The organism is Nocardia exalbida NBRC 100660 (assembly GCF_000308575.1).
Classification (GTDB): Bacteria; Actinomycetota; Actinomycetes; order Mycobacteriales; family Mycobacteriaceae; genus Nocardia; species Nocardia exalbida.
The window spans coordinates 43,885-60,665 of the sequence record NZ_BAFZ01000036.1 but is presented as its reverse complement, the minus strand read 5'-3'; the positions used below and the strand labels follow the sequence as shown (position 1 = coordinate 60,665).

Below are 16,781 nucleotides of genomic sequence, written 5' to 3'. Positions count from 1 at the left end.
GAACGGCGGATGAGGCGGCCCTACGCTGGCTGCCACACTCCCTCGACCGGCGCAGATCCGGGCCGGAGTCCCGGCCTCGGCCGAGACGACGAGGAATGCGGCGTACGCCACGCATCCCGACCAGGTTAGTTGACCGGCCGAGCGGACCTGCATCCGGCGGTGGCTCCGCGGGCCGCGAGGGCCGCGGTCACTTCCCCACCGACACCGCGTCGGTGACGAAGACCAGCGTCTCGTACGGCGCGATGCCCCGCCCGCCCGCGCCGTAGCCCAGCTCCGGCGGCACGATCAACAACCTGCGCGAGCCTTCCCGGACGCCGACGAGACCCTTGTCCCAGCCGTCGATGACCTGGCCTGCGCCGAGGTCGAGCTGGAACGGCTTGCCGCGACCGAACGAACTGTCCAGCGTCTTCTTGTCCGACCAGGTGACCAGCGCGTAGTTCATGGTGAGCTGCTGCCCCACCGCGGCGCCGGGCCCGCTGCCCTCGATGAGGTCCTTGACGATCAACTGCTTCGGCGGGTCGCAGTCGTCCGGGATGGTGATGGTGGGCGCGGCGCCGAAGCCACCGGTGACGCCGATGTCGTCGGCGGTGCACTCCCGGCCTTTGCTCTGCGTGGCGGGGCGCTGCGCGGGGGAAGGCCCCGCCGCCGCGGTGGTCCTCGTCGCGGAGACGGTCGTGGCGGTCGGCTCGTCGTCCGAGCCGCAAGCCGCCAGCGCGATGGTCGTCGCGGCGAGGGCGCCGATACCGATGATCCTTCCGAGAATGTGCATGCCGCGGACCCTAGACCACGAACGGGCGCCGGGCGGGGCGAGCTTCCCGCGACACGCGCGGACCGCCGCGGGAGCCCGCTCCGGCTAGGCTGGCGGTGAATCTCCATCCGGCGTTGTCGATTCCGATCGGCAACCGTTGCAGGACCGGGACGGCGGTCACACGTGGCGCCGCCGTCCTCGATACCCGAACGTGAGGAGAGTCGGCGCATGACCCACATGGCAAGTGCAGGTGGCGACACCTCGGCGGACAACGTCGGCAGCACCGGCGGCCGGACCGTCGCCCCGCGGCCCTACCGGCTCGCGGACGTGCCGGGCCCGTTGGAACGCGACGAACTGGCGTCGATCGACGCGTGGTGGCGGGCCGCCAACTATCTCGCGGTCGGCCAGATCTATCTGATGGCCAATCCGTTGCTGCGCGAGCCGCTGCGCTCCGAGCACATCAAGCCGAGGTTGCTCGGGCATTTCGGCACGGTGCCCGGCCTCAATCTGGTCTGGGCGCACGCCAATCGCGCGATCCGGCAACGCGGGCTGAACGCCGTCTTCGTCGCGGGCCCCGGCCACGGCGGTCCCGGCCCGAACGCGTGCGCCTGGCTGGAGGGCACATACTCCGAGCTCTACAGCCACATCTCGCAGGACGCGGCGGGCATGGGCGCGCTGTTCGGCCAATTCTCCTTTCCCGGCGGGGTGCCGAGTCACTGCGCGCCGGAGACTCCAGGCTCCTTCCACGAGGGCGGCGAACTCGGCTATTCGTTGCTGCACGCGTTCGGCGCCGCCTTGGACAATCCCGATCTCACCGTGTTCTGCGTGGTGGGCGACGGCGAGGCGGAGACGGGACCGCTTGCCACGAGCTGGCACGCGAACAAGTTCCTCAGCCCGGCGCGCGACGGCGCGGTGCTGCCGATCCTGGCGCTGAACGAGTACAAGATCGCCAATCCGACCATCCTGGCGCGCATCCCGGAATCGGAACTGCTGGCCCTGCTGCGCGGATACGGCTACGAACCGATCGTCGTCGCGGGTGACGATCCCGCGGCGGTGCACCAGGCGATGGCCGCGGCGGTGGACACGAGCTTGGAACGCATCGACCGGATCCAGCGCGCCGCGCGCGGCGGCGGTGACGGGGCGCGGTCCATCTGGCCGATGATCGTGCTGCGCACACCCAAGGGCTGGACCTGTCCTCCGGTGGTGGACGGCGACCAGGTCGAGGGCACCTTCCGGGCGCACCAGGTGCCGTTGCCCGGCGCGCGCACCGATGCCGGGCACCGCGCGGTCCTGGAGCAGTGGCTGCGCTCCTACCGTCCGGAGGAACTGTTCGACGACAGCGGCGCGCCTGCGCCGGAACTGATCGCTCAGGTACCGGGCGGCGATCGGCGGATGAGCGCCAACCCGGTCGCCAACGGCGGCGCGCTGCTGCGCGACCTGCGCCTGCCGGACTGGCGCGACTTCGGCGTCGAGGTGCCCGCGCCGGGCGCGACCGAGCACGAAGCCACCAGGGTGCTCGGCGGCTGGCTGCGGGAGGTCACCAGGCGCAATCCGGACAACTTCCTCACCTTCGCGCCGGACGAACTGGCCAGCAACCGGTTACAGGACATCCTCGAGGTCACCGGCCGCGCCTGGCAAGCCGAGATCGACCCCCGCGATCAGAAACTCGACCGCACCGGCCGGGTGATCGAAGTGCTGTCCGAACACATGTGCCAGGGTTTGCTGGAGGGCTACCTGCTGACCGGCAGGCACGGCGTGTTCACCTGTTACGAGGCCTTCATCCACATCGTCGACGCGATGTTCAACCAGCACGCGAAATGGCTCGACGCCAGCTCGGCGGTGCCGTGGCGGCGCCCGATTCCCAGCCTGAACTATCTGCTGTCCTCGCACGTCTGGCGCCAGGACCACAACGGCTTCACCCACCAGGACCCCGGTTTCCTGGACGTGGTGCTGAACAAGAAGGCCTCCATCGTGCGGGTGTACCTGCCGCCGGACGCCAACACGCTGCTGTCCACCTATGACCACTGCCTGCGCTCCCGGCACTACGTGAACGTGGTGGTCGCGGGCAAGCAGCCGCAGGCCGACTGGCTGTCGGTCTCCGAAGCCGCCGAGCACTGCGCGCGCGGGATCGGCATCTGGCCGTGGGCGGGCCACCGGGACGAGCCGGGCACCACGCCGGACGTGGTGCTCGCCTGCGCGGGCGACGTACCGACGCTGGAGACCCTCGCCGCGGCCGCGATCCTGCGCGAGCGGCTGCCGGAGCTGCGCGTCCGGGTGGTCAACGTGGTCGACCTGATGCGGCTGCAACCGCAGGACGAGCATCCGCACGGCCTGCCCGACCTCGAGTTCGACACGCTGTTCACCCGGGACCGGCCGGTGATCTTCGCCTTCCACGGCTATCCGTGGCTGGTGCACCGGCTGACCTATCGGCGCACCAACCACGGCGAACTGCATGTCCGTGGTTACAAGGAGCGGGGCACGACGACGACGCCGTTCGACATGGTGATGCTCAACGACCTGGACCGATATCACCTCGTCATGGACGTGATCGATCGGGTGCCCAGTCTGCGTGAGCGCGCCGCCGGGCTGCGGCAGGAGATGGTCGACGCGCGCTGGACGGCTCGCGCGTGGACCAGGGAACACGGTGCGGACATCCCCGAGGTGGCCGACTGGAGCTGGCCCCACCGGAGTGACCGCGAGTAAGTACGATCGACCGTATGGAAAGTGGCCCGCGCACCGCCGAGATCACCGACAAGCGACTGCTGCGCGGTGCGCGAACTCGCGCCACGGTGCTGCGGCGGGCGGTGGACATCGCCTCGCTGGACGGATTGGACGGCCTCAGCTTCGGCAGGCTGGCCGCCGACACCGGGCTGAGCAAGGCGGGCATCCAGACCCTGTTCCGCACCAAGGAAGCACTGCAACTGGCCGCCGTCGACCACGCGCGCGACCGGTTCGTGGAAGCGGTCGTCGAACCGGCCCGTTCCGCGCCGCACGGTGTCGCCCGGCTGCGAGCCTTGCTCGACCACTGGATGGTCTACGCCGAGACACCGATGTTCCCGGGAGGCTGCTTCCGCGTCGCGACCATGGCCGAATGCGACAGCAAGCCGGGCCCGGTGCGCGATGCCCTGTTCCGCGATCAGCGCGCGTGGGTAGGGCTGCTGGCACGGGAGCTGCGCTCCGCGGCGTCCGCCGGTGAGATCGCCGACCTGGACGCGGATCTGGTCGCGTTCCAGATCGATGCGGTGCTGTGCGCCACCAATACCGCGCTGCGACTCGGCGATCCGGAGGCCGCCGACCGCGCTCATCGCATCGTCGAAGGCTTTCTGCGACCGCTCTGAGCGAGCGCCATACGTTTCGGGTATGACACGGACCAATTGGTCCCTACTCCAGCGCATTCGGAAATCTCGGACAGATGGCGCCGGCACCTTGTATCTTGCGGACAACGCGTTCCACCGTTTCCACAGCAGTCCCCCATCCGTCGCCGTTGCCGGAGGGCGCGCAGAAGGGCGGTTCTCATGAACCACACAGCCGAAGCGACCGGGTCGGAAATCCTAGGTGCGATCTTGATGGTGGCCTGGATGGTCGTCATGTGGGCGGCCGTCGGCGTACTCGTCGTCGCGTTGCGTAAACCTCTGCGACCGTGGATGTTCCGTACCGCACTCGGTGTCGTCGCACTGGGCGTGGTGGCCCAGATCGGACACTTCCAGGAGCACGTGGCACAGGTCGGGTACTGGATCCAGCACCCGAACTCACCGGCGTGGATGACCCCGTGGGGCACCGGCCTGGCCAACGGATTCGGGCAGGTCGACCACATGAAGCCGGCGCTCGGCATGGAACTTCTGCACTTGGTGGGCAATTTCCATTTCCTCGCCGGACTGGTCGGCGTCGCCCTGGTCACTCACCACGCCCTGGAGAGCAAGGCGCGCAAGTGGGGTCGTATGGGCGTGCTGATGCAAGGCATCCACGGGCTCGAGCATCTCGCGCTCACCCTGACGGTCGCCTTCGGCACCAAGGCGATCGGGCTGTCGACCATCTTCGGCCTGCTCGATCCCGGCCCCGGCGCGGCGACGTACCGCATCTGGTGGCATTTCCTGGCCAACGTGATCGGCACGACCATCTTCGCCGTCGCGTTGTATCACCTGTGGCGCGAACGCGCGGTGATCGAAGCCCCATTCCGCGATCCCGCCGCCGCGAAGCAGAAGCGCGCCCTGGCCGAGGGTTCGGGGGCTCCGGCATTCGCGGCGGTGACCGAAGCCTGATAGACAGACCGATCTCGCACGCCTCGACGCGGCGCACCAGCGGCGTAGCGGCGTAGCGGCGTAGCGGCGTAGCGGCATTCAGACCCCGAAGCAAAGGGCGTCCGCCTACCGGCGGACGCCCTTTTTCGCGCATAGAGCAGTCCTCTGGGCCCACTGCCGACCCGAAGCGAGGAGCGCGGCCACCGAAGCCCGTCCTGCGCACGTGCCGAAGCCACCTCTCCGGTAATCGCCGACCCGGAAAAGTCTCAGCCTGAAAATTCTCCGCGGACCGAGCGGTGCGCAGCGGCGCCGCCGCTGGTCAGGCGCCTGCTCCTTCCCCAGGGAGACAACAACTCTTCCCATACATGGGAAAGCACTCGACAAGATATCGACCCGTCGATTAATGTGACGTTATCCAACGGCACGATAGACAGGGACCCGCGGATCGGACCACACCGGACCGATCCCGATCCCGAGGTGGCGAGATGAACGGACGCGAACGATGACCGGCATCACGCCGCACCAGCGACGGACACAGACCTGGCTCGTCCGCCCGCTGATCGTGAGCGCGATAGCGGCCACACCGGAAACCCCGGCGTCGACCGAAGCGCTGGCCGGGCCCGACACGACCGTCGCCCCGCGCCCCGCAGCAGACCCGGGCCGCCACGGATACGACAGGCCGGGCTCTCCCCATTCCGACAACCGGGACCGAGCCGATCGGCACCGCCCCGCGGACGACATGTCCGCGACGGATGCCACCCCGATCCCCTCCCCGCCCCCACCTCGCGCGGCAACCCCGACCACCGACGTTCGCCGCACCGCCGCAGCTCGCGCCGTACCGCCGTGCACAGCGCGAAATCCGAACGGAGACTTACCATGACCGCCAACACCACTCATCTCGCCGCCAGACTGCTCGCTTGTGCCGCGATCGTCGGCACGCTCACCGCGGGCGCCGCGGGCATCGCGGGAGCGGAGTCGCATTCGGGTCCGTCCAACCCGCGCAACGGCACGGGTGACACCACCGGCTGGCGTCACATCGACCCCATGGGCTACCACCACCGCAACAGCGACCGGCTGGACGCCGATGAGGCCGACCAGGCCATCCGCGACTACCGCCAGCGGCAGAACCAGGCGGCACCGGCCGACGTCCCCACCGGCGACGAGTCCGACGGCTCGAGCTGGTCGCGGGTGGCCCGCCCGGACGGCACCGGCTACACCGTCTGCCGGGCGCAGGCCACCTGGTGCCGGTGACCGCAGGACCGGCACACCCTCTCGCACTCGAAACCTTCCGTGACGTCCCTCTGGACTGATCGTCCCGCTACATAGCGGCACATTACTTGAAGTATCACCATTCCCGGAAATCCACTCCGACCGGGATGACGCACGAAAGAGAAACACTCATGATCAAGATTAGCGGGCTTCGCCGGCCGACCGCGTGTGACGACAAGCGCGGCGGCACGGTACGGACGCTCACCCTGCTGGCGGCGGCAGCGGTGGCGGCGGGCGGCCTGAGCCTCGGCGCGGGCACCGCCGAGGCTCAGGGCGCTGCCTGCCTCTGGGCGGGGGGCGCCTACGGCCAGGGCACCACGGTCGTGGCAGGGGGCTGGACCTTCGCCTGCGGAACCGACGGACTGGGCGCGCCGTACTGGCATCGGGGAGCCCCCGCGCGGCAGGCCAGCACCGTGCCGAACCCGGGCGCCTACGCCCACCCCGCGGGCCTGTTCAGCCCCGGCGCACGGCAGTACGGCACGGAGTACAACGACTACTGCGTCGGCAGCCAGCTCATCGAGGGTTCCGAGGACGTCTACCAGGTGGTCTCGGACGGCCGCGGATCGCTGTGGTGGAAGGCCGCCGGCTCGATCGACCAGTGGTCCTTCGATCCCGGTAGCGGCCCACAGCGGTCCTGGCGGTCGTCGAGCCTGTGCTACGACGGCTCGCTGACCTGACCTGACCTGCCCGATACCGGCTACCGCACGCCCGTGACCGTCACGACGGTCACGGGCGTGCTCGCGTTCGCGCGGGCCGCCGCTCCGATTCCAGCCGGATCCGCTCGGCGAGGTGATCCGGCACGTGCCAGCTGATGTCGGCCCTGGTGGCCGCCATCAGTTTCCGGCGCACGGACGCCACCTGGGCATCGACCGTCCGGATCGAACTACCCCGGCGCGCGGCGATGGCGCTGTTGGCCCAGCCCGCCGCGGCCAGCACCGCCACCTCGCGTTCCGCCGGCGTCAACTCCTCCCAGCGCGAGGCGGTGGACCTGGTCTGCGGACGCGGGTTCGGCAGCTTGTCGACCGGCAATCTGCCGAGCAACAGCAATTGCAGCTCGTCGCGTTCGGGACGCAACCGGGCGCCGCGCTGGACCGCCGCCGCGTGGGCCTCGGCGCCGATGACCGCGGTGACCGCCGCGACGGCTCGAGCGGTGCCGCGAGCCACCAGCGTCACCCGGTCGGCGACGATGCCCATCGAGCGGTGCAGGGTGGCGATTCCGCCTTGCAGATGGGCGATCTCGGTGGCGGCGGCGATCGCATCGGCGCTGCCGGTGTCGCCCGCCTCGATCCGGGCGGACAGCAGATAGGTCAGCGCCATCATGCTGAAGTGCGCGACCCAGCCCGCCGTCCAGGTGTCCCCGGTGATCAGCAGGCGCTCCAGGGTCGACTGCCCGAGTTTCACCGCCTCCCGCGGATCGCCGTGCCGGGACACCGCGATCATCCAGGCCAGCTCCGCCCAGGAGGTCGCCCAGCCCGCGTCGGAAGCCACGGCCCGGTCCAGATGCCTGCGCGCGGCCCCGAGCGCGACGTCCGCGTCGCCCAGGTTCGCGTAGGTGAGGGCCTCGAACAGTTCGCTGCGCTGCTCCCCCGCCCGGTCGCCCAGAACGGCGAACTTCCGGCGCGCCCTGGCCAAGACGTCCACCGCTCGCAGGTCGAGGTGGATCAGCAGGAGTTCGAGGCCCCAGGTGAATTCCACCGCGGCGGGCAGGCCGAGGTCGGTCGCCGTCGTCGCGCGCCAGCCCGCCCGCAGTTCCGAGGGCAGGCACTCCGCGGCGCATTCGTCCAGCAATTGCGCGGTGTAGGCGTGCCTGCCCTGCCAGATGGCGATCCAGCCCACCAGCGCGGTCGCATTGATCCGCAGCCGGGTCGGCGGCGGCTCGACCTGCGCGGTGACCTCCAGGGCCTGCTCGGTCAGACTGGTGATGGCCCGGTTCGAGCCGGTGATGAACGGCACGCGCAGCGCCATCAGCGTCGCGGCGGTCTCCAGTCCGACCACCGCCTCCTCCGGATCGGTGAGGCTGGTCTCGACGGCGATGAGAATGTTGTCCCACGCCGCTCGCGCCCACGCGATCCACTCCTGCTCTCGCGGGCCGTACCAGGTGGCGGGCCCCGCGGCGACCCGGTCGCGGTAGTGCCGTCGATGCCGGGCGAGCAGTCGCGCTTCGTCCAGGTGGTCGCCGCGGCTGGACAGCCGGTCGCGCACGAAGACCCGGACGCTCTCCAGCAGGTAGTAGCGCACCGTGGCCGCGGTGATGTGGGCCGACAGCAGCGAGCGTTCGACCAGGCGCTCGAGCAGCCCCTCGATCCGCTCGGGGGGTAGCGCCGGGTCCGCGCACACCGCCACGATCGCGTCCACTTCGGCCCCGCCGGACTGCGTCTCGTCGTTCTCGGCGTCGCAACCGGTGGCGAAGACCGACAAGCGCTCCAACAGCAACTGTTCGGGCGCGGTGCACAGACCGTAGGACCAGGCGATCACGTCGCGCACGCTGCGGTGCCGTTCGCCGACACCGCCCCTGGCGCCGTGCGTCCATTGCAAGCGGCGATCGTCGGTGTCGCCGGACAACTCGCGCAACACGATCGCGGGTGGCCGGTGCAGCAGCCGCGCGGCGGCCAAGCGGATGAACAGCGGGTTGTTGTCGACGTGCCCGCAGATCCGGGTGGCGATGGCCAGTTGCCCGGGGTCCTCGGGAATCGGCCGTCCGGTGCGCTCGGCTCGCCGCCGGAACAGTTCCAGGGCGTGCACGCTGGACAGCGGCGGCACTGTCACCAGCTGCTCATCGATCCAGCCGACCGGCTCCCGGCTGGTCACGACGATGGTCAAGCCGGGGATTTCCTGCAGCAGGCCGACGACGAGCGGACCGACGCCGCCCAGCACGTGTTCGCAGTTGTCCAGCACCAGGATGGTCCGGTGTGTCTCGTCCTCGGCGCCGGCATCGGTGAGGGTCTCCAGCAAGCCGTCCCATGCGGAGCGGCCCACTATGCCGTTCTTCGCGACGGACAAGAGCACTTCCTCGGCGACCGCTCCCGTCTCCGCGCCGGGCGCGAGACGGGCCAGGCGCGTCCAGTACACCGTGTGCCGTGCCCCGCCGCGGTATCTGCGCACGGCTTCCACCGCCAGCGTCGTCTTGCCGATGCCACCGGGCCCGACCAGGGTGATCAGCCGGGCGCTCGACGAGTTCAGCAAGGCGTCTATCCGCCGCATTTCGGCATGCCTGCCCACGAACTCCGCGGGCGCGACGGGGCCGTTGCCGCCGCCGCTGCTCACCTCCGACATGCCAACGCACCTACCGATCCGGAAAACCACTGCTCGAGCAGCCTAATGGGCGCGTCCCGTCCTGCCTTTGCGGCTACGGCTGGGCCGCCGCTCGGATTCGTACCGGACCCGGTCGGCGAGCTCGTCGGGAATGTGGGCCGCGATGTCGGCGCGGGAGGCGATCATCAGCTTCTGCCGGATGGCGGCCACCTGCGCGTCGACCGTCCGGATGGAGCTGCGCCTGCGGTCTGCGATGGCGCTGTTGGGCCAGCCCGCCGCCGCGAAGACGGCGACGTCGCGTTCGGCCTCCGAGAGGTCGCTCCAGCGTGTGGCGGGCCGCCGCGACACCGGCCGGGAAGTGGCCTGCCGGTCCGGCCGCCGGGCGGGCGGCGCCGGATCCGGGGCTGGAGACCACAGCGCGTCGAGCTCGGGACGCAGCCGCGTCCTGCGTTCGGCGGAGGCGTAGGCGCGGTCGCCGAGCACCGTGCGGGAGACCTCCGCGGCGCGGCGCATCTCGGCGGCGATCAGCGGAACCCGGTCGACGGATATGCCCACCGATCGCTGACGCGTCTTGAATCCGCCTACCAGATAGGCGATTTCCCGCGCGGTGTCGGCGATCGCGGCGGGATCACCGCCCTCGGCCCGCTGCGCGACGAGGACCTGGGCCAGCGCGACGATGTGCGCGCCCACCGCCCAGCTCGCCGTCCAGGTGTCCGGTTCGCCGCGGTAGCGGGTGAGCACCCCGTGGGTCAGCGTCAGCGCCTCGGTGGCGGACCCGTGTTTGGCCAGCGCCACCGCGCGCGCGATCTCGGCCCAAGCGCGCGACAATGTCGAGCCGGACGACACCGACCGCTCCAGGAATCGCGCCGTGTTCTCCAGCGCCTGCCGCCGGTCGCCGACGAGCGCGGAACAGAACGCCGCGAACACGTCGCTGCGTTCGGCGCCGATGCGATCGCCCTGTTCGGCGAATTTGCGGCGGGCCCGAGCAAGGACGGTGACGGCGCGCGCGTCACCGCGCACGAGCATGAGCTCGAGCCCCCACAGCCACTCGACCGGGGCGGGCAGCCCGAAATCGATGTCGGTGTAGCGCGGCCCGGCTCCCGGGGGGTGGGTGGCGCAGTCCGCGACCAGTTGCGGGATGTGATCGGTCCGCCCCTGCCACAGCGAGATCCAGCCGAGCAGCGCGGTGGCCAGGTCGGCCAGCCCGGAAGTGCCCAGCCCGGAGGCCCTGGTGGCCTCCAGCGCGCGTTCGGTCAACCGGGTCAGCGCGCCCGCACCGGACTTGACGTACGGCACCTTCATCGAGAGCAGGACGGTGGCGATCTCCAGGGCGACCACGGCCTCCGCCGGGTCGGCCAGACCGGATTCGATGCCGAGCACGATGTCGTTCCACGCCGAGCGCGCCCACGCCAGCCAGGCCTGATCCTGCGGTCCGAGCCAGATGGCCTGCCCGGCGACCACCTTGTCCCGGAAATACCGGCGGTGGCGCGCGGCGAGCCGGTCGAACTCCCCACGGTCCCGGCGGCGCAGCCGCTCCCGGGCGAACACGCGGACGCTTTCCACCAGATACCAGCTCACCGTGGTCGCGGTGAGATGCGCCGACAGCAGCGACTGCTCGGTGAGCCGCTCCAGCAGGTGTTCGATCGCACTCGCGGGCAGGGCGTCGTCGGCGCACACCGCGATCGCGGCGTCCAGCTCGATGCCGCCGCGCAGCGACTCGTCGTCGGTCTCGTACCCGGCGGCGAAGACCGACAGCCGCTCGAGCAGCAACTGCTCGGAGGCGCCGCACAGCGCGAACGACCAGGCGATCACGTCGTAGACGCCGCGGTGGCGCTGCTCGGCGCCCGCCCGTGCGCCGTGGGTCCAGTGCAGGCGTTTGTCGTCCGCGTCGCCGGTGAGCTCGCGCAGCACCATGACCGGCGGCTGGTGCCGCAGACGCGCCGCGGCCAGGCGGATGAACAGCGGGTTGTGGTCGACCCGGCGGCAGATCCGCGCGGCGACGGCCATCGCCTCGCGGTCGTCGGGGATCGCCCGCCCGATGAGTTCGGCGCGCTGCCGGAACAATTCGAGCGACTGCCGCGGCGACAGCGGCGGCACGGGCAGGATGTACTCGTCGGCCCAGCCGATCGGTTCGCGGCTGGTGGCCAGGACGGTCAGGCCGGGTGCGGATTCCAGCAATTCGGCGATCATCGTCGCGACCACGCCGAGCAGGTGTTCGCAGTTGTCCAGGACGAGGACAGCGCGCTCGGTGGAACGGTCTCCGCTGGTGAACGTGCGTACCAGCGCGTCGCGGGTCGGTGGCGAACTGAGGTCGGTGCGCACGGCGGACTGCATCACGTCCTGCGCGGTGGCGGTGCTGTCGGCCTCCAGCCCGGCCAGCCGCGCCCAGTAAACCGGCCTGCGCCGGGCGTGCGCGCCGCGGCACAACGCCTCCGCGGCCAACCGCGTCTTGCCGATCCCGCCCGGGCCGACCAGGGTGATCAGGCGGGCGCCGCTGTCCAGCAGCGCGCCCAGCCGGTCCAATTCCGTTTCCCGGCCGCAGAATTCACTGGTGGATGCAGGCAGCACGTCGCCACGTGCCTGAACCAGGGACATAAAACGAAAGTTAGCCGACGACGCGGCAACGCGCTCGACAATCAGAGGTTACGCAAAGGTCAAGCCCCTGTTTACCCGGGCAGCGGACCCCGTTTCCGCGCCGATTGCTACCTCGCGGAGGCCATCTGCTGGTAGTGCATCTGGACGACCGCGCTGTCGAAGGTCATCACGTCGACGAGTTGCAGCCCCGAGACCACCGCGGGCGTCGGGAACAGCGGAATCCCGCCACCGAGCAGGATCGGGTGCACGAACAACCGGTACTCATCGATCAGGTCGTGCTTCATGAACTCCGACGCCGTCTCCGCGCCGCCGAACAGGACCATGTCGCATCCCGGCTGCGCGCGCAACGCGGTGATCTCCTCGACGAGGTCGTCCCGGACCACGCGGGTGTTCCAGCCCGCGGAGGACAGGGTGCGGGAGAAGACCACCTTGGGCGTCTGTTTCCAGCACCGCGCGAAATCCACGTAGAACTCCGAGATCGCGGGATCCACGTCGGCGGTCGGCCAGAACGACGCCATGATCTCGTATGTTTTGCGGCCGTAGAGGAACAGGTCGGCCGAGCGTAATTCGTCCAGGAACGACTCGCACAGTTCCTCGTCCACCACCGGCCAGTGGATCTCCTGATCCGGCCCCTCCGCGAAGCCGTCGAGCGACATCTGCATCCACAGCGTCACGCTTCCCATGTGCCCACACCCATCTGCTGCCCTTGTGCGACTTCCAGATTGTCGGGGAGAGCGACACTTCGGCGCATCGGTAGGTCGCCGGAAGACATACTTAAGTAGACGAGCGTAGGTAGCCGCGGCACGCGAACGCGCGCCGGATGACTCCAATATACCGTTGATCAACGGCACGTTACTGCTACGTATCGCCAATGATGGGAATCTGAAACGTAAATATTTCGACCCAAGGGGTGCGCGACGCCTCCGGTCAGCTCTCCGGCAGCGTCTCCGCCAGCTCGGCGTCCTGGTCGAGATACCTTGCGATGAGCCGATTCACGAGTTCGGCGGTGGTCTCCGCCGGGACCGCCCTGGTCGCCTCCAGCCGCTGCGCGAGTTCGGCGACCTGCGCCGGGCCGCGATCGGAATCCTGGAACGACGCCCACGCGGTCCGCCGGAACAGATCCACGTAGCGCCGGGCGATCCGCTCGGCGTCGGCGCGCAGCTTCTCCAGTTCGCCGAGCACCTCGTCGGCCGGGATGCCCACGGCCGCCATCTGCTCGAGGCTGTGCGCCAGACGGCGATCCGCGATGCGGTAGGTCGCCGCGTCGACGGGTTCGTACAGACCCGCCGCGACGACCCGGGCCAGACCGCTGGGCACGTCGCGATAGCGCTCGGCCAATTCGGTCGCCGCGATCGTTTCACCCGCGTCGACGGCGGCCGCCTCGGGCGAGCCGGGCTCGGCGACACCGAGGATGTCCCCCAGATCGTCGCCACGATCCCAGGCGTTGAGCAATTCCCTGATGCCGTTGAGTTTGATCCCGCGATCGAGCAACCTGCTGATGGTCCGCACCCGGTTGAGGTGGTCGGCGCCGTAGAAACCGGTACGCCCCTTGACCTGCGGGGGCGGCAGCACGCCCCGTTCGTGGTAAACGCGCAGGCTGCGCACGGTCGTACCGGCCTCCCGCGCCAGCTCGTCGATCGTGTACTCCACACCCGCAGTCATACCTCAAGGAAACCACATCGCAACACGGGACGGCCGCCGGTGCGCGGCCATTGTCGGGGCGACCGACCGGTCCATAGCGACATTTCAGCAAACATCGTCCGCGCGGGGCGTCGCCGCCTTCCGGGCGCACGCCCGCCACCGGTCTTCCCGCCTCTGGAAATCCCCTCGATGCCGGTTCCCGCCGCCGCGCCTATCCTTCCGGCATGGGTGAATCCGCGGGCCTTCCGGCCAGTCTCGCCGACCGCGAGCGCGCGATGCGCGAGCTGACCCACCACCTGGGCACGGGCCGGCTGAGCCTGGCCGAATTCGACGAACTCAGCGCGGCCGTCGCTGCCGCGACCCAGCGGAGTCAACTGGCCGAGTTGTTCGCCGACCTGCCGGGCAGTACACCGCCCCCGGCCGAGGTGACGCCGACCAACCCGCTGCCGCGCCTGGTCGTCCTGGCCGGCGCGGCCGTGGTCTTCTCGGTGGTGCTGGCGGTGACCACCGGCAACTGGCTGTGGCTGCTGGTGATCCTGGCCGCGCCCGCGCTTTTCATGCTCACCGCGCGCACCACCTGAGCCCGGTTCACCACCTCGACTTCGGCCGCACGTAGTTGGCCAGGTCGACCAGGCGGTAGCGGTGCAGACGATGCGGGGCGATCCGGGCCAGCGCCCGCAGGCTGGACTCCAGCCCGCGTTGCAGACCGAGCAGGGTGAACGGGAAGCCGAGCAGGGTCGCGTCCGGATCGGCCGACCGGCCGCCGCCGCGCACCCATTCCAGCGCCGCACCCACCACGATCACCTGCAACTGCAACGCCCTCGGTTCGTCCGGCGCTGCGTCCAGCCGCGCGGCCGCCTCGAGCAGGTCCGCCTCGGTGGTCTCCGGGATCGGCTGGGAGACCAGCAGCAGGCATCCGGTCATGCGCGCCACGCTTTGATACCGCGATGCCTCCGGCACCTGATCGAGGACCTCCACGGCCTCCAGCAAGCCGCCGTCGGCGGCGAGTCTGCGGGCCAGTCCGAACGCCGCGCTCACCACGCCGTGATTGGTCCGCCACACCGTGCGGTAATACTCCTCGGCGAGCCGATGCCAGCGGTCGTCGGCGCGGTCGCCCAGATGCTGCAGGGTGAGTTCGGCGGTCGCCGCCAGCGCCAGCGCGGGGGCGATCTCGCCGGGCAGCATGCTGTGCACCAGATCGAAATACTCGTAGGCGCGCTCGTACTGGCCGTCCAGCAGAGCGGCGACCGCCGAATACCACTCCAGGCGCCAGTCCGTGCCGTAGTCGGGCCGCAGATCGGCGAGCCGATCGCACGCGGGCACCACCTCACCCAGGTCCAGATGCGCGCGCACCGCCGTCAGCGTGCCCTCCAGCTCGAACGTCTCCGGCTCCGGAATGGTCCCGGAGACGATCCGATCGGCGGTGCGGCGCAGGGCATCCAGGGCATGCCGGGGATCGCCGTGCAGCAACGTGGACAGCAGGTCGGCGCTGGGGTCCTCGCCGTCGATCATCGGCACCGGCAGGGCCGCGACGACGCTCGGCGCGTCCAGCGCGGGCAGGCGATGGCGTCCGTCGGTCATGCCGTCGGTCTGCCCGATCAATGTCTCGATGCCGAAATCACCGCGCATGGCGCCGAATTCCAGCGACGCCTGCGGATGTTCCTTACCGGTGTCGTAGGCGAGCACCATGCGCAGGACGCCCGCGAGCTGGCCGTACATCGCGTAAGCGGTGGGGAAGCGGCGGCGCGGCTCCGGATGGGTCGCGCGGCACAGCAGTCGGTGCAACGCCGGATAGTCCCGTAGCAGCGGCTCGTCCTCGGGCGAGGGAATGCCGGGCAGCTGATGTCCGTCGGCGTTCTTGGGCATGTCCAGCACGAGGGCGGCCAGCGTCCGCCCCACGGTGTAGATGTCCGAGGCGACCGTCGGGCCGGTCTCGGTGATCTCGGGCGCTTGATAGCCCGGAGTGCCGTAGATACTGCCGTAGGACTCCATCGCGGCGACCGCGCCGAGATCGATCAGCTTGACCTCGTCCTCGCTGACCATGATGTTGTCCGGCTTGAGATCGTTGTAGGCCAGCCCGAACGAGTGCAGGTAGTCCAGCGCGGGCAGGATCTCCATCATGAAGGCGATCGCCTCGGAGACCGGAATGCGTTCGGGCGCACGCAGATCCAGCATCCTCTTCAGCGAGCGCCCGCCGACGTACTCCATGACGATGTAGCCGTCGGCCACGTCGCGCCCGGAACGGTGCTTGACGAAGTTGTGGATCTTGACGATGCCGGGATAGGCCACCTCGGAGAGGAATTGGCGCTCGGCGAGGGCGACCACGTGCGCTTCGAAGTCGAGTGGGTTCTGCAACCCCTTCAGCACCACCCAGCGATCGCTCACATTGCGATCGACCGCCAGGTAGATCCATCCGAGTCCGCCGTGGGCCAGACAGCCCTGGACTTCGTACTGGTCGGCGACCATCTCCCCCGGCTGGAGCAGGGGCCGGAAGTTGAACGGCGAGGCGCAGCGGCCGCACTCGCCTTCCACGGCGCCCGACCCGGCCGCACTGGTGCGGCCGACCGGCTGCTGGCATTTCCAGCAGAACCGTTTGTGCTCGGGCACTTCCGGGTTCTGCATCACCGCGGTGCGCGGATCGAGCGGGCTCACCTTGGGCATGGACACCAGCCCGCCGCCCAATCGTCGCGCGCTCGGCCGCGAGCGCGCGCTGCGCCCGGAACCGGGTTCGGACTCGGCCTCGAGTGCGCCGAGCAGCAGCCGCTCGGCGGTGCCGATGGTCTCCTCGCCGACGACGGCGGGGCCGGTCGGCGGTCCGCCGTCGTTCGGCGCCGGGTCGACGGCGCCGGCACGTGGTTTATCGACGTACCGCGGTGTTGACCACGGATTTGGTAGTCGTGGGGCCACCTCGGTTTTGAGCAGATGCCGAGTGGCCCAAGGGTGGGAAGTTCGCCGAGGCACCTCGGTGCCGCGCATGCGCCGATTCGCCCACGGATGCGCAAGTGGACGGTCGGATGCGCTGGGGTGCTCCGGCATAC

Annotated in this window: 12 protein-coding genes; 6 read left to right on the top strand and 6 right to left on the bottom strand. The window is 70.0% G+C overall.

Annotation, left to right across the window (positions count from 1 at the left end; translation table 11 throughout):
• Positions 1–187: 187 nt before the first annotated feature.
• The gene (locus ON29_RS07750; protein ID WP_040865479.1) at positions 188–769 is read right to left on the bottom strand and encodes an FKBP-type peptidyl-prolyl cis-trans isomerase; all 582 of its coding nucleotides are present in this window, start codon (positions 767–769) and stop codon (positions 188–190) included.
• Positions 770–976: 207 nt separating this feature from the next.
• On the opposite strand from ON29_RS07750, the gene ON29_RS07745 reads away from it, so the two are divergent.
• The 5 genes from ON29_RS07745 (at position 977) to ON29_RS07725 (ending at position 6,932) form a co-directional block, all read left to right on the top strand.
• Positions 977–3,451 (top strand): phosphoketolase family protein, encoded by a 2,475-nt coding sequence (locus ON29_RS07745; protein WP_217999108.1) that lies wholly within the window; start codon positions 977–979, stop codon positions 3,449–3,451.
• A 14-nt stretch (positions 3,452–3,465) separates the two neighbouring features.
• Complete coding sequence (locus ON29_RS07740) at positions 3,466–4,086, top strand: TetR/AcrR family transcriptional regulator (protein ID WP_040865478.1); 621 nt, start codon at positions 3,466–3,468, stop codon at positions 4,084–4,086.
• Positions 4,087–4,263: 177 nt separating this feature from the next.
• Entirely contained in the window at positions 4,264–5,007 is a 744-nt protein-coding gene (locus tag ON29_RS07735) for a DUF6008 family protein (protein ID WP_040865477.1), read from the top strand.
• 855 nt (positions 5,008–5,862) lie between these two features.
• Entirely contained in the window at positions 5,863–6,237 is a 375-nt protein-coding gene (locus ON29_RS07730) for a hypothetical protein (protein ID WP_040865476.1), read from the top strand.
• Between the two features lie 149 nt (positions 6,238–6,386).
• Positions 6,387–6,932, top strand: a complete 546-nt coding sequence (locus ON29_RS07725) for a hypothetical protein (RefSeq protein WP_040865475.1) — start codon at positions 6,387–6,389, stop codon at positions 6,930–6,932.
• A 49-nt stretch (positions 6,933–6,981) separates the two neighbouring features.
• Here the strand turns inward: ON29_RS07725 and ON29_RS07720 are convergent, their stop codons facing one another.
• From ON29_RS07720 to ON29_RS07705, 4 genes are all read right to left on the bottom strand, one after another.
• Positions 6,982–9,528 carry an ATP-binding protein gene (locus ON29_RS07720; RefSeq protein ID WP_040865474.1) on the bottom strand — a complete coding sequence of 849 codons (2,547 nt, stop codon included), beginning with the start codon at positions 9,526–9,528 and terminating at the stop codon, positions 6,982–6,984.
• A 42-nt stretch (positions 9,529–9,570) separates the two neighbouring features.
• Positions 9,571–12,102 (bottom strand): ATP-binding protein, encoded by a 2,532-nt coding sequence (locus ON29_RS07715; RefSeq protein WP_040865473.1) that lies wholly within the window; start codon positions 12,100–12,102, stop codon positions 9,571–9,573.
• Positions 12,103–12,209: 107 nt separating this feature from the next.
• On the bottom strand, positions 12,210–12,785 hold the full coding sequence (locus tag ON29_RS07710; protein WP_040865472.1) for a dihydrofolate reductase family protein: 576 nt from the start codon (positions 12,783–12,785) through the stop codon (positions 12,210–12,212).
• A 244-nt stretch (positions 12,786–13,029) separates the two neighbouring features.
• A complete protein-coding gene (locus ON29_RS07705; RefSeq protein WP_040865471.1) occupies positions 13,030–13,764 on the bottom strand; it encodes a MerR family transcriptional regulator in 735 nt (244 codons plus the stop codon).
• Between the two features lie 203 nt (positions 13,765–13,967).
• Between ON29_RS07705 and ON29_RS33685 the strand changes: the two genes are divergently transcribed.
• Positions 13,968–14,324: a DUF1707 SHOCT-like domain-containing protein gene (locus ON29_RS33685; protein WP_051174972.1), complete on the top strand. Its 357-nt coding sequence runs from the start codon at positions 13,968–13,970 to the stop codon at positions 14,322–14,324.
• Positions 14,325–14,331: 7 nt separating this feature from the next.
• Here ON29_RS33685 and ON29_RS07695 read toward each other — a convergent pair whose 3' ends face one another.
• Complete coding sequence (locus ON29_RS07695) at positions 14,332–16,719, bottom strand: serine/threonine-protein kinase (protein WP_245548857.1); 2,388 nt, start codon at positions 16,717–16,719, stop codon at positions 14,332–14,334.
• Positions 16,720–16,781: the final 62 nt, after the last annotated feature.